Origin of the sequence: Streptomyces sp. NPDC002018, assembly GCF_042890865.1 — a bacterium.
GTDB lineage: Bacteria > Actinomycetota > Actinomycetes > Streptomycetales > Streptomycetaceae > Streptomyces.
On record NZ_JBIASO010000017.1, the window covers coordinates 99,504 to 112,407 of the forward strand.

Below are 12,904 nucleotides of genomic sequence, written 5' to 3' on the forward strand. Positions count from 1 at the left end.
TTACCCCCGGGTAGAGATGACGTTTCCCCCGCAGCGGTACACGATGGAGGCGGCGTGCGTGGCCACTCCCTGGGGGGCTCCGGCGAACCCTCGGACCGCCGGGCCCGCGTAGCAGCAGTATTCGACGGCGTGCACCGCATCGACCGTGTGCAGGGCACGACACGACCAACAGCGAAGGACAAGCGTGGCTTCCGGATCCGATCGCAACCCGATCATCATTGGCGGCCTGCCCAGTCAGGTCCCGGACTTCGATCCCGAAGAGACCCAGGAGTGGCTCGACTCGCTCGACGCCGCTGTCGACGAGAGAGGCCGTGAGCGCGCCCGTTATCTCATGCTGCGGCTGATCGAGCGCGCGCGGGAGAAGCGCGTGGCCGTGCCCGAGATGCGCAGCACGGACTACGTCAACACCATCGCCACCAAGGACGAGCCGTTCTTCCCCGGCAACGAGGAGATCGAGCGCAGGATCCTCAACGCGACCCGCTGGAACGCGGCCGTGATGGTCTCGCGGGCACAGCGCCCGGGGATCGGCGTCGGCGGCCATATCGCCACCTTCGCCTCCTCCGCCTCCCTGTACGACGTGGGCTTCAACCACTTCTTCCGGGGCAAGGACCACGGCGACGGCGGCGACCAGATCTTCTTCCAGGGCCATGCCTCCCCCGGCATCTACGCCCGCGCCTTTCTGCTGGACCGGCTGAGCGAGGCCCAGCTCGACGCGTTCCGCCAGGAGAAGTCGAAGGCACCGTACGGCCTGTCCAGCTACCCGCACCCGCGGCTGATGCCGGACTTCTGGGAGTTCCCGACCGTCTCGATGGGCCTCGGTCCGCTCGGCGCGATCTACCAGGCGCGGATGAACCGTTATATGGAGGCGCGCGGTATCGCGGACACCTCCGCCTCGCATGTCTGGGCGTATCTCGGCGACGGCGAGATGGACGAGCCCGAGTCGCTGGGCCAGCTCTCCATCGCCGCCCGTGAGGGTCTGGACAATCTGACCTTCGTCGTGAACTGCAATCTCCAGCGGCTCGACGGCCCGGTGCGTGGCAACGGCAAGATCATCCAGGAGCTGGAGTCGCAGTTCCGGGGCGCCGGCTGGAATGTCATCAAGCTCGTCTGGGACCGCTCCTGGGACCCGCTGCTCGCGCAGGACAGGGACGGTGTCCTGGTCAACCGGCTGAACACCACACCGGACGGTCAGTTCCAGACGTACGCCACCGAGACCGGCGCGTATATCCGCGAGCACTTCTTCGGGGACGACCAGCGGCTGCGCGCGATGGTCGAGAACATGACCGACGACCAGGTGCTGCACCTCGGCCGCGGCGGTCACGACCACCGGAAGGTGTACGCGGCGTACGCGGCGGCCAAGGCTCACAAGGGCCAGCCGACGGTGATCCTGGCGCAGACGGTCAAGGGCTGGACCCTCGGGCCGAACTTCGAGGGCCGCAACGCGACCCACCAGATGAAGAAGCTGACGGTCTCCGACCTCAAGGGCTTCCGCGACCGGCTGCATCTGCCGATCACCGACCGTGAGCTGGAGGACGGCCTGCCGCCGTACTACCACCCCGGCCGGGACTCGGAGGAGATCCAGTACATGCACGACCGGCGCAAGTCGCTGGGCGGGTACGTACCGACCCGGGTCGTGCGGGCGAAGCCGCTGACCCTTCCCGAGGACAAGACCTACGCGGCGGTGAAGAAGGGCTCGGGCCAGCAGTCGATCGCCACCACCATGGCGTTCGTCCGGCTGCTCAAGGACCTGATGCGGGACAAGGAGATCGGCAAGCGGTTCGTGCTGATCGCCCCCGACGAGTACCGCACGTTCGGTATGGACTCGTTCTTCCCGAGCGCCAAGATCTACAACCCGCTGGGCCAGCAGTACGAGGCCGTGGACCGCGAGCTGCTGCTCGCGTACAAGGAGTCACCGACCGGCCAGATGCTGCACGACGGCATCTCGGAGGCGGGCTGTACCGCCTCGCTGATCGCGGCGGGCTCGGCGTACGCCACGCACGGCGAGCCGCTGATCCCCGTCTATGTCTTCTACTCGATGTTCGGTTTCCAGCGGACCGGCGACCAGTTCTGGCAGATGTCCGACCAGCTCGCCCGGGGATTCGTCCTGGGCGCGACCGCCGGACGTACGACACTGACCGGTGAGGGCCTCCAGCACGCGGACGGCCATTCGCATCTGCTGGCATCGACCAACCCGGCGTGTGTCGCCTACGACCCGGCGTACGGCTTCGAGATCGCGCATATCGTCAAGGACGGGCTGCGCCGGATGTACGGGCCCGACAGCGAGGACATCTTCTACTACCTCACCGTCTACAACGAGCCGATCCAGCACCCGGCCGAGCCGGCCGATGTGGACGTGGACGGCATCCTCAAGGGGATCCATCGCTTCAGGCGCGGGGAGCGGGGCTCGATCCCGGCCCAGATCCTGGCGTCCGGGGTGGCCGTGCCGTGGGCGCTGGAGGCCCAGCGGCTGCTCGCCGAGGAGTGGAACGTCAGGGCCGACGTCTGGTCGGCGACCTCCTGGAACGAGCTGCGCCGTGAGGCCGTCGAGGTGGAGCGGCACAATCTGCTCCACCCGGAGGAGGAGCAGCTCGTCCCGTATGTGACCCGGAAGCTGTCCGGCGCGGAGGGTCCGTTCGTGGCGGTCTCCGACTGGATGCGCTCGGTGCCCGACCAGATCGCGCGCTGGGTTCCCGGTACGTACCAGTCGCTGGGCGCGGACGGTTTCGGCTTCGCGGACACGCGGGGCGCGGCCCGCCGCTTCTTCCACATCGACGCCGAGTCGGTGGTGCTCGGGGTGCTGACCGAGCTGGCGAAGGAGGGCAAGGTCGACCGTTCGGTGCTGAAGCAGGCGGTGGACCGCTACCGGCTGCTGGACGCGTCGGCCGCCGACCCGGGCACGGAGGGCGGCGACGCCTGACGGCGGGCACCAGACCGGCGGCGCGGGGGCGGCGGGACCACGGGGTCCCGCCGCCCACGCCCGTTTCCCGGACGGCGGCCGGGGCGCCAGGGGCCGGTGGCGGTGGCCGTCAGGCGTCGCCGCGGGCGCCGGGGGCCGGGGCGCCAGGGGGGCCGGGGCGCCGGTGGCGATCCCCCGTGGTCAGCGTTCCCAGAGCTTGAAGGCCCGTACGCGGTACGGCGACCCCGGCACCCAGGTCCCCTTGCCCGGATAGGTCTCGAACTCCCCCGTCTCCGCGCACTCCGCGGACTGGTAGGTGGTCACGTTGCGCCCGGTGCGGTTGGCCAGTGACTGGACCGTCCTGCCCGGCGGGAGCGGCACACAGCTCGCGATGTCCGTGCCGGACAGCTCGTACGTCTGCCGCGCGCCCCCGAAGTCCGCCTTCTCCCAGAGGCACAGCTCGCCCGTGGCACACGCCCCGAGGCGGGGCGGCGGGGCCGCCTCGGCGACCGCCGCCGGGAGCAGCGCGGCGGCGAGCATGGTGCCGAGCACGGACATGAACATGAACATGATCTTGCGCATAGGAATCGGTCCCCGTGTGTGACGAAATCGGTCAACACCACTCTGACCTGCGGCGCTCGGCCGACGAAAGGGGTCGGGGCACCCTCCACCCGGATAGGCGACAGCCCCGCCGGAAGGTTCCGGCGGGGCTGTTCCAGGCGCTGAGTTGACGTCGGGTCACCCAGGGGGTGACGTCAGATGTGCACCCCTCCGCCCGCCGCGTCCGCGTTGACCCCACGCTTCGTCAGCAGCGCGACAAAGATCGCCACGGTCGCGACCCCGGCCGCCACCAGACAGGCCAGCCCCATGCCGGACATGAAGGTGTCGTGGGCGACACCGGTGATCTTCTCGGCGATCTCGGCCGGGGTGTTGGGCGCCACCGGAGGCACGCCGACCTGGACCGCCTCGGCCGCCGCGTCCGTCTGCTCGGGGGTGAGCGGCGGCAGTCCCGCGGCGGTCCAGTTGCCCGGCAGATCGTTGGTGACCTTCGAGGCCATGACGGCACCGAGCACGGCCGTGCCGAGGCTGCCGCCGATCTGCATGGCGGACTGCTGGAGCCCGCCGGCCACTCCGGACAGCTCCATCGGGGCGTTGCCCACGATGACCTCGGTCGCGCCCACCATGACGGGGGCCAGGCCGAGGCCGAGCAGCGCGAACCAGATCGACATGGCGACACTGCCCGTGCCGGTCTCCAGGGTGGACATACCGAACATGGCGGCGGCCGTGAGGGCCATACCGCCGGCCAGCGGGATACGCGGGCCGACCTTGGTGATCAGCAGACCCGCCAGTGGCGATCCGACGATCATCATGCCGGTGAGCGGCAGCAGATGCAGACCGCTGTCGACCGCGCTCATGCCGTGCACGTTCTGGAGGTAGAAGGTGACGAAGAAGAGGCCGCCCAGGAAGGCGACGGCCATCAGCACCATCAGGACCACACCGGCGGAGAGCGCGACGGAGCGGAAGAGCCCCAGCGGTACGAGGGGCTCCTTGACCTTGCCCTCCCAGATGGCGAAGAGGACGAAGCAGGCCACCGAGACGCCGATGAAGAGCCAGGTCGTGCCGGAGCCCCAGCCCCAGACGGGCGCCTTGATGATCGCCCAGACCAGACAGAACATCGCGGACGAGAGCAGCAGGATGCCGAGGATGTCGAAGGACCTCGGGGCGTTCTCCGCCCGGTGGTCCCTGAGGATCACCGTGCCGATCACCAGGGCGATCACACCCACCGGCACATTGATGAAGAAGACGGACTGCCAGCTCACATGCTCGACCAGCACACCGCCGAGGATCGGACCGCCCGCGGTGGAGGCACCGATGACCATGCCCCAGATACCGATGGCCATATTGAGCTTCTCGGCGGGGAAGGTGGCGCGCAGCAGGCCGAGCGCGGCCGGCATCAGCAGTGCGCCGAAGAGGCCCTGGAGCACCCGGAAGACGATCACCAGGGCGATGCTGTCGGAGAGGCCGATGGCACCGGAGGCCGCGGCGAAGCCGGTGACACCGATGAGGAAGGTCTGCCGGTGGCCGAAGCGGTCACCGAGCTTGCCCGCGGTGATCAGGGCCACGGCGAGCGCGAGGAAGTAGCCGTTGGTGATCCACTGCACATCGGCGAAAGTGGCGCCGAGGTCCTTCTGGATGGCAGGGTTCGCGATCGCGACAATGGTGCCGTCGAGGGCCACCATCATGACGCCGATCGCCACGGAGAAGAGGGTCAGCCAGGGATGGCCACGCAGTCCCTTGGTTGGCGCGGGCGCCGGGTGTTCCGGGCTCTGTGGCGCCTTGTCGACGGTGGTCTGACTAGTCATACCGGGTACGCTAATGTCAGCCGCTGACAGTTGACAAACCATTTCACAAGTTGGTAACTGTCATGTAGCTCACAGTTCTATTGAGCAGGGCGCATCACGATGGAAAGCGGTGGAATGAGGACCATTCGGTGACCCTCGGGCAGGACACAGCCGCCGGGCAGGACAGGACGGCGGTGGCCGGACGGCCGGCCGGACTGCGCGCCCGCAAGAAGCAGCGCACCCGCGACGCCCTGCTGCGTGAGGCACTCGAACGGTTCACCACCCAGGGGTACGAGCGCACCACCATCGACGAGATCGCGGACGCCGTCGAGGTGTCGCAGCGCACCTTCTTCCGCTACTACGCCAGCAAGGAAGAAGTGGCCCTGGCCGTCGTGGAGATGGTGGAGAGCACCTTCGTCGAGGCCCTGCGGGTCCGGCCCGCCGCGGAGGGGCCGATGGAGGCGATGCGCAACGCCGTCACCTCCGCCTGGACCTCGGTCGGCGAGACGATCCAGTCGGTCATCCCCGTCGATCTGTATATGCGGACGTACCAGATGATCGAGTCGACCCCGGCCCTGCTCGCCGTCCATCTGCGCCGCTCCGCCGTCCTGGAGGACGGCCTCTCCCAGTTGGTCGCCGACCGCGAGGGCCTGGACGTGGACGCCGATCCGCGGCCACGGGTGGCCGTCGCCGCGTTCACCGGCGTGATGCGGGTGACGGGCCGGCTCTGGGGCAAGGGGCAGGACACCAGCCTGGAGACCCTGCGCGAACTGTCCGAGAGGTATCTCGACCAGCTCGGTCCCGCGCTCGCCGAGGACTGGGGCACGGCCCGGACGCGCGGCGGGCGGGCGTGCTGTCCCGTCCGCCGTCCGCGCGGCTGACCGCCCTGCCCGTACTCGCTCCCCGCTCCCCGCCCCCGTACCTCGCACCTCGTACCGGCCGGGGCGATTCCGGTGACGCGTAGGACGGTTCCCGTCCCCGCTCCCGTGCCCCGTACGGCCGTACGCGGCCGGATCCCCCGTTCTCCGTAGACACGCGGTTGTTTCCCGCCGCTCCCCGTACGTCCGCCCGATCCCCCGTCCCCGTACGCCCGTCCGATCCCCCGTACGCCCGTCTGGACCGGCATACACCCACAACGCGCCGGAGCGTGCGCGCCCTCTGCACGGCCGGTGAGGTTACCGTCGGTTCAATCCTCCCCCGTCCGTGATCCGTATCACCCGCGTCGCGAGGCCTCCCGCGCCCGTCCTAGTCTGGTTGAACAGTGACCTCCTTCGACTCCTCTCCCACGCTCAACGTCTGGCGCGCCCTGCTCGCCCTCGCCGTCGTCTTCGTGATGCTGTCGACCACCGGCTGGACCGCCGTCCAGCGTCAGCGCGGCCCCGGCGAACCCCTGAAAGCCGCGCTCAGTGCGTGGGAGCGGGGCCGGATAGGCGTGCGGCACCTGCCGAACCCCGCTTCGCCGCCGAAGCGGCTCGCCGCGTTCTTCGCCTCGCTGACCTCAGAGGAACAGGAGCGGCTGGCCGCCACGTACCCGCTGGTCGTCGGCAATCTCAACGGCGCGCCCGTCGGGCTGCGCTACCGCGCCAACCGGCTGGCCCTGATGGGGGCGCTCACGGTGGAGGAGCGGCGTATGCACGACACCAGACTCTCCAACGACGGCCGGCGGCAGGCCGGCCGCCGGATGCACCGCTACGAGTCGATGCTCGGCGGGGACCGGCAGATCCTCGCGTTCGACCCCTCGGGGAAGGGCCGGGCCGCGGAGGTGTTCGGCGATCTCGAACGCGCCCAGCGGGTCTCGGTCGTCGTGCCCGGGGTCGACACGAACGTGCTGACCTTCGAGCGGACGGAGCGCTGGTACACGGCCCCGGTGGGCATGGCCGAGTCGCTGTACTCCGCCGAGCGGGCGGCCGACACCGGCACGCGTACCGCCGTCATCGCCTGGGCCGACTACACCTCGCCCGCCGGGCTCGGCATGGACGCCGCCATCGGCAAGCTCGCGGAGGAGGGCGCCGTACGGCTCGCCGCGCTGACCCGCGCGCTCCCGGGCGCCTCCCGGGTCTCGCTCTTCTGCCACAGCTACGGCTCCGTGGTGTGCGGGGTGGCGGCGCGCGCCCTGCCGGCCCGGGTCACCGATGTGGCGGTCGCGGGCAGCCCCGGCATGCGGGTGGAGAACGCGCGGCAGCTCCGTACCGACGCCCGCGTATGGGCCATGCGGGACCGTGACGACTGGATCGAGGACGTGCCGTACCTCGCGGTCGGCGGACTCGGGCACGGCGCGGACCCGATGGAGCGGGCCTTCGGGGCCCGGGTGCTCTCGGCGGCCGGTGCGGCCGGCCACAGCGGCTACTTCGAACCGGGCACCGAGAGCCTGCACAACTTCGCGGGCATCGGCGTCGGCTCGTACACGACGGTGAGCTGCGCGGACGGCGACGACGGCTGTGTGAGCGGAATCCCCGAGGACGGCGGGAGCGGAACGGGCCAGGCCTGACGGCCCGGCCGCGGGGACCCGCGCACGCGGGGCACGCGGAGCGGGCGTACGCGGACCACGCGCGTAGAATTCCTGCGCTGAGGCAGGCGACGCACGGGCGCACGCCGCCTACGATGAGGCACATGGGTGATGTGCTCGCGGGGATTCATGCCACCTGGGAGTTCGACAGCGACTCCGTGCTCATCCGCTTCGAACGGGGGATCAGAACGCCGAAGCTCTTCCAGGCGCTCGGCGAACGCCGTATCCCCCACGAGGCGTTGTCATCGGTGACGCTCACTCCCGGAAAGCGGGGCACGGTGGTGCTGCGCGCCGTGCCGAGAGCCGGGGCCGACCCGCTCGTGGAGGCGGCGGCCGGACAGCTCAGGGAGAGCGGCGATCCCTACCGGCTGGTGGTCCCGGCCGAGCGCGACACCCTCGCCGAGTACTACGCCGACCAGTTGCGGGCCGCGCTGGCGCGGGGGGTACGGGACGGGCAGGAGCCGGCCGAGCGCTATCTGGTGGCCGCTCCCGCGCCTCCGCTGCACTTCAAGGCGTACGACGGCAAGGCCGTCTTCGACGGGGACCGGGTGTCCTTCCGCTGGTTCCGGACGGGTGCCTCCAGCACCAAGTGGAAGGCGGGCGACCAGAACCTCCCGGTGGAGGAGCTGCACGGGGTCGAGTGGCGCTCCCCCGAGCTGATCGACGGCTATCTGCGGCTGCTGCGGCGCGACGCAGCCGTCACGGGTACGGGACCGGCGCAGCCGGCGCAGGCGGACCACGACCCGGCGGCGGTCGTCTTCGGACCCGGCTACGGCCCGGTCCACGAGTCGCTGCCGTTCGCGGCGGCGGTGCTGGCGGCGGTCCAGGAGGCGGCCTCGAAGCGCGCCCCGGTACCGGTGCCCGCAGTGGCGTCCCTGCGCCGCGACCCGGCGGATGTGGCCGACCGTATCCGCCACCTCGGTGAGCTGCACCAGGCGGGTCTGGTGACGGACGACGAGTTCTCGGCGAAGAAGGCGGAGCTCCTGGCGGAACTCTGACCCGAGGGCCGTCCCCACCCCCGCGCGCCCCGACCCGGGACACCACCGGCCCGGGAGCCACGGCCCCACATGGCACGGGCCCCCGGGCCGGCACGACCCCGGGCGGCCCGGCCCCGCGGGCGGACACACCCCCGGCGCGGCACCGCACCCGAGCTTGACGGGCGCGGGCACAGGGGGGCAGCGCCCCCCGGAGGTACGGCCCCCCGTGGGCACCGGCCCCGGACGGGCACAGCCCCAAGCGGGCACCGGCCCCGGACGGGCACAGCCCCAAGCGGGCACCGGCCCCGGACGGGCACAGCCCCAAGCGGGCACGGGCCCCGGGCCGGCACGACCCCGGGCGGCCCGGCCCCGCGGGCGGACACACCCCCGGGCGGCGGCCCCACGCGGGCGCGCACCCCAGGCGGGCACGACGCCCCAGCGGTTACTCGCGGCCCGCCGAGGAGAACGTCGGGTCGGCGTAGCGGGCGCCGGCCACCTGGCCCGCGATCGGCTCCAGCAGCCGCAGCTCGCTGTCCGTGAGGATGAGATGCGTGGCGGCGGTGTTCTCCTCGACACGGGTGCGCCTGCTCGTCCCCGGGATCGGTACGACGGACAGCCCGTGCACCGCCGCCCGCTGCTGCACCCAGGCGAGCGCGACCTGCCCCAGCGTGGCGTTCCGCCCCTCGGCGATCTTCCGCACGGGTTCGAGCAGCGCGGCGTTCGCGGCGGCGTTCTCGCCCGTGAAGCGGGGCTGCTGGCGGCGGAAGTCGTCGTCCCCCAGCTCACGGTCGGCGTGGACGAACGCGCCGGTCAGAAAGCCTCGGCCGAGCGGGGAGTACGGCACGAGCGCCACGCCGAGTTCCACGGCGGCCGGGACGACCTTCGCCTCGATGTCCCGGCTGAAGAGCGACCACTCGGACTGCACCGCCGTGATCGGGTGCACCGCCTGGGCCGCGCGCAGCTCCCCGGCGGTGACCTCGCTGAGTCCCAGGTGCTTGACCTTGCCCTCGCTCACCAGCTCGGCCATCACGCCGACCGTCTCCTCGATGGGGACGTTCACATCGCGCCGGTGCATGTAATAGAGGTCGATCACGTCGACGCCGAGACGTTCGAGGCTCCCCTCGACGCACCGGCGGATGTAGGGCTCGTCATTGCGGATGGTGCGCTTGGTGTGGTCCTCCGGGTCGATACCGAGCCCGAACTTCGTCGCCAGCACGATCTCGTCGCGGTGCGCCCCCACGAACGGCGCGAGAAGCCTCTCGTTCTCGCCCGCCGCGTACGCGTCCGCCGTGTCGTACAGCGTCACGCCCAGCTCCAGGGCGCGCTCCAGGGTGGCGCGTGCCTCGTCCTGGTCCCTCGGCCCGTACGCGAAACTCATACCCATGCAGCCGAGCCCCTGGGCTCCGACCTCAGGGCCGCCGGTCCCGAGCCGTACCTTTTCGATCTTGCTCTCGCTCATCGGGATTCAGGCCCTCTCCGACGCCCAGCGGGCGTCCGCGTAAAAGCTGATCTTGTGGTCGAGGACGGCGACCGTGTCCTGGAGCTCCGTGATCCGGTTCAGCACATCGCGCCGGGTCCGCTCCAGCAGTTCCTGCCGCTCCTCGAACGTCTCCTCGCCTACCCGGATCAGCTCGGCGTACCGGACCATGTCCGCGACAGGCATCCCGGTCAGTCTCAGCTTTCCGACGAAGGCCAGCCAGTCGAGATCCCGGTTGCTGAACCGCCGCTGCCCGGTGTGCGACCGGTCGATGTGCGGCATCAGACCGATCCGCTCGTACCAGCGCAGGGTGTGCGCGGTGAGTCCGGTGAAGGCGGCGACCTCGCTGATCGTGTAGCGGTCCTCACCGTCGGGGCGTGGATGCCGGCGGGGCGGCGCCACGCACACGTCCACACGCTCGGCAGGTACCGGACTGCTCTCGGTCAGGGTCATGCCGTCCACGCTAGATCCTTGGAGTGCACTCGAAGCAAGCCGAAAATGACAGGAGTTTCCCGGTGGCCTGAACGAGACTCCGTTCCATGAGCCACGCACGCCGGGCAGTGCCCGAGGACGCCCAGGAACTGGTCCGACTCCGCCAGGTCATGTTCGACTCCTACCGCGGGCCCGACCCGGACACCGGCTGGCAGCCGGCCGTGGCCGAGGTGCTGCGCGCGAGGCTCGCCGAGCCCGACGCCACCCTGGTCGCGTTCGTCGTGGACCGTCCCGGGCGGCCGGGCGAGCTGGCCGCCTGCGCGGCCGGCACGGTCGAGCACCGGCTCGGCGGCCCCACCAATCCCACGGGGGTCAGCGGCCATGTCTTCAATGTCGCCACCGATCCGGACCTGCGCAGGCGCGGCCATTCCCGGGCGTGCCTGGAGGCGCTGCTCGACTGGTACCGGGCCCGTGGCGTGCGGAAGATCCATCTGCACGCGTCCCGGGAGGGCGAGCCGTTGTACGCCTCGCTGGGGTTCGTCCGTACCCCCGATCCCTCCATGAGACTGACTTTCTGAGTCCTCTACGCTCTAGCCATGCAGAGCCTGGCACTGATCGAGAACTGGCCGGTGACGACCGCCGCGGCCGCTGTCGTACGGGCGGACGGCACCGTCACCGGCACCCACGGACCGACGTCGCACCGCTTCCCCCTCGCCTCCGTGACCAAGCCGCTCACGGCGTACGCGGTGCTGGTGGCGTACGAGGAGGGAGCGGTCGAGCTGGACGAGCCGGCCGGGCCCGAGGGCTCCACGGTCCGCCATCTGCTCGCGCACACCAGCGGTCTCGCCTTCGACCAGCACCGGGCGACCGGCGCGCCGGGCACCCGCCGACTCTACTCCAACGCGGGCTTCGAGGTGCTGGGCGAGCATGTCGCCAAGGCCACCGACATACCGTTCGCCGACTATCTGCGCGAGGCGGTGCTCGAACCGCTGGGCATGGACTCGACCACCTTCGAGGGGTCACCGGCCAGGGACGCCGTCTCGACAGTCGACGATCTGGTGCGGTTCGCCGCCGAGGTCCAGGCGCCCCGGCTGCTCGATCCGCGCACGGTGCTGGAGGCGATGACCGTCGTCCACCCGGGGCTCTCCGGCGTCCTGCCCGGCTACGGCCACCAGAAGAACAACGACTGGGGTCTCGGCTTCGAGATCAGGGACGCCAAGTCCCCGCACTGGACGGGTACTTCGTCCTCACCGCGTACCTTCGGGCACTTCGGCCAGTCCGGTACGTTCCTGTGGATCGACCCGGACGCGGGGGCCGCCTGTGTGGCGCTGGCCGACCGGGCCTTCGGGCCCTGGGCGGTCGAGGCCTGGCCGCCCTTCACCGACGCGGTCCTGGCGGAGCTGCGCGCGGGCTGACCTCCCCGGCGGCCCGAGGACCGCCCGGCCCCCTCTCCCCGCACCGTCCCCGCACCGCCCCGGCCCGGTCCCTCAGCCCGTCATCTCCCAGAGCAGCACCTCCGCCGCCGGGCCCGCCGTCAGTTCCAGCCCCTCGGCGTCCGTGATCCGCGCGGAGTCACCGGGGGCCAGCTTCTCGCCCGCCCCGCCCCCGCCCTCGATCCGTACCCCGCCGCGCACCACATGGACATAGACGAACCGCGCGTCCGGCACGGCGGAGCGCTCGCCGTCCTGAAGACGCCGTACATGCAGCATCGCGCCGGCCTGGGGCAGGGCGTACGGCGTGGAGTCGGCGATACCCCGGACGATCTCGTAGGCGGGCTCGCCGCCCGGCTCCAGCGGCGCGAGCCACATCTGTACGAAGACCAGCGGGCGCTCACCGTCGTTGCGCTCCTCGTGCCGCACCCCGCCACCCGAGCTGAGCCGCTGGACGTCCCCCGTCCCGACCACCGTCGCGTGCCCGGCCGAATCGCGGTGCGTCAGCTCGCCCTCGACGACCCAGGTGACGATCTCCGTATGGCTGTGCGGATGTTCACCGAACCCGGCGCCCGGCGCGAGCCGCTCCTCGTTGCAGGCGAGGACCGCGCCGAAGCGAAGATTGTCCGGATCGTAGTGGCGCCCGAAGGAGAAGGCGTGCAGGGACTCGATGCCCGCGCCGGGGTCACCGCCGACATGACGCTGCGCTGCGTGCCGTACGAGAATCACAGCTCAACGGTAGGGGGTTTCTCGTGGATCGGACCGGTTCCCGCGGTGTTCCGGTACGCGCGGGCGCGGTGCGGGCCCCGGGGCGCCCTCCCACCCCGGGCCGCCGGGCACCCGC

At 71.1% G+C, this 12,904-nt stretch carries 11 protein-coding genes; 6 read left to right on the top strand and 5 right to left on the bottom strand.

Annotated features, from left to right (window positions below):
• Nucleotides 1-184 precede the first annotated feature (184 nt).
• Nucleotides 185-2,917 carry a pyruvate dehydrogenase (acetyl-transferring), homodimeric type gene (gene aceE / locus ACFYYH_RS25515; RefSeq protein WP_388555305.1) on the top strand — a complete coding sequence of 911 codons (2,733 nt, stop codon included), beginning with the start codon at nt 185-187 and terminating at the stop codon, nt 2,915-2,917.
• Nucleotides 2,918-3,097: 180 nt separating this feature from the next.
• Here the strand turns inward: aceE and ACFYYH_RS25520 are convergent, their stop codons facing one another.
• Both ACFYYH_RS25520 and ACFYYH_RS25525 read right to left on the bottom strand, forming a co-directional pair.
• Nucleotides 3,098-3,436: a peptidase inhibitor family I36 protein gene (locus ACFYYH_RS25520; RefSeq protein WP_388555464.1), complete on the bottom strand. Its 339-nt coding sequence runs from the start codon at nt 3,434-3,436 to the stop codon at nt 3,098-3,100.
• Between the two features lie 215 nt (nt 3,437-3,651).
• Nucleotides 3,652-5,259 (bottom strand): MFS transporter, encoded by a 1,608-nt coding sequence (locus ACFYYH_RS25525; RefSeq protein WP_388555308.1) that lies wholly within the window; start codon nt 5,257-5,259, stop codon nt 3,652-3,654.
• A 128-nt stretch (nt 5,260-5,387) separates the two neighbouring features.
• On the opposite strand from ACFYYH_RS25525, the gene ACFYYH_RS25530 reads away from it, so the two are divergent.
• The 3 genes from ACFYYH_RS25530 to ACFYYH_RS25540 all read left to right on the top strand — a co-directional run bounded on the left by ACFYYH_RS25530 (nt 5,388) and on the right by ACFYYH_RS25540 (nt 8,742).
• Nucleotides 5,388-6,119: a TetR/AcrR family transcriptional regulator gene (locus ACFYYH_RS25530; RefSeq protein WP_388555311.1), complete on the top strand. Its 732-nt coding sequence runs from the start codon at nt 5,388-5,390 to the stop codon at nt 6,117-6,119.
• A gap of 380 nt (nt 6,120-6,499) precedes the next feature.
• The gene (locus ACFYYH_RS25535) at nt 6,500-7,726 is read left to right on the top strand and encodes an alpha/beta hydrolase (RefSeq protein ID WP_388555314.1); all 1,227 of its coding nucleotides are present in this window, start codon (nt 6,500-6,502) and stop codon (nt 7,724-7,726) included.
• A 122-nt stretch (nt 7,727-7,848) separates the two neighbouring features.
• Nucleotides 7,849-8,742: a DUF4429 domain-containing protein gene (locus ACFYYH_RS25540; protein WP_388555316.1), complete on the top strand. Its 894-nt coding sequence runs from the start codon at nt 7,849-7,851 to the stop codon at nt 8,740-8,742.
• A gap of 421 nt (nt 8,743-9,163) precedes the next feature.
• Here the strand turns inward: ACFYYH_RS25540 and ACFYYH_RS25545 are convergent, their stop codons facing one another.
• The gene (locus ACFYYH_RS25545; protein ID WP_388555318.1) at nt 9,164-10,180 is read right to left on the bottom strand and encodes an aldo/keto reductase; all 1,017 of its coding nucleotides are present in this window, start codon (nt 10,178-10,180) and stop codon (nt 9,164-9,166) included.
• 6 nt (nt 10,181-10,186) lie between these two features.
• Complete coding sequence (locus ACFYYH_RS25550; RefSeq protein WP_388555320.1) at nt 10,187-10,651, bottom strand: MerR family transcriptional regulator; 465 nt, start codon at nt 10,649-10,651, stop codon at nt 10,187-10,189.
• A gap of 86 nt (nt 10,652-10,737) precedes the next feature.
• Here ACFYYH_RS25550 and ACFYYH_RS25555 point away from each other — a divergent pair, with 86 nt between their 5' ends.
• Both ACFYYH_RS25555 and ACFYYH_RS25560 read left to right on the top strand, forming a co-directional pair.
• Nucleotides 10,738-11,208 (top strand): GNAT family N-acetyltransferase, encoded by a 471-nt coding sequence (locus ACFYYH_RS25555; RefSeq protein WP_388555322.1) that lies wholly within the window; start codon nt 10,738-10,740, stop codon nt 11,206-11,208.
• Between the two features lie 18 nt (nt 11,209-11,226).
• Nucleotides 11,227-12,045: a serine hydrolase domain-containing protein gene (locus tag ACFYYH_RS25560; protein ID WP_388555324.1), complete on the top strand. Its 819-nt coding sequence runs from the start codon at nt 11,227-11,229 to the stop codon at nt 12,043-12,045.
• A gap of 72 nt (nt 12,046-12,117) precedes the next feature.
• On the opposite strand, the gene ACFYYH_RS25565 is transcribed toward ACFYYH_RS25560, so the two are convergent.
• On the bottom strand, nt 12,118-12,789 hold the full coding sequence (locus tag ACFYYH_RS25565) for a pirin family protein (RefSeq protein WP_388555326.1): 672 nt from the start codon (nt 12,787-12,789) through the stop codon (nt 12,118-12,120).
• Nucleotides 12,790-12,904: the final 115 nt, after the last annotated feature.

What these genes read in the sequence shown, in the direction of transcription:
- ACFYYH_RS25545 (WP_388555318.1), bottom strand. Translation starts at nt 10,180, where the DNA reads ATGAGCGAGAGCAAGATCGAAAAGGTACGGCTCGGGACCGGCGGCCCT.
- ACFYYH_RS25525 (WP_388555308.1), bottom strand. Translation starts at nt 5,259, where the DNA reads ATGACTAGTCAGACCACCGTCGACAAGGCGCCACAGAGCCCGGAACAC.
- ACFYYH_RS25560 (WP_388555324.1), top strand. Translation starts at nt 11,227, where the DNA reads ATGCAGAGCCTGGCACTGATCGAGAACTGGCCGGTGACGACCGCCGCG.
- ACFYYH_RS25550 (WP_388555320.1), bottom strand. Translation starts at nt 10,651, where the DNA reads ATGACCCTGACCGAGAGCAGTCCGGTACCTGCCGAGCGTGTGGACGTG.
- ACFYYH_RS25520 (WP_388555464.1), bottom strand. Translation starts at nt 3,436, where the DNA reads ATGCTCGCCGCCGCGCTGCTCCCGGCGGCGGTCGCCGAGGCGGCCCCG.
- ACFYYH_RS25540 (WP_388555316.1), top strand. Translation starts at nt 7,849, where the DNA reads ATGGGTGATGTGCTCGCGGGGATTCATGCCACCTGGGAGTTCGACAGC.
- ACFYYH_RS25555 (WP_388555322.1), top strand. Translation starts at nt 10,738, where the DNA reads ATGAGCCACGCACGCCGGGCAGTGCCCGAGGACGCCCAGGAACTGGTC.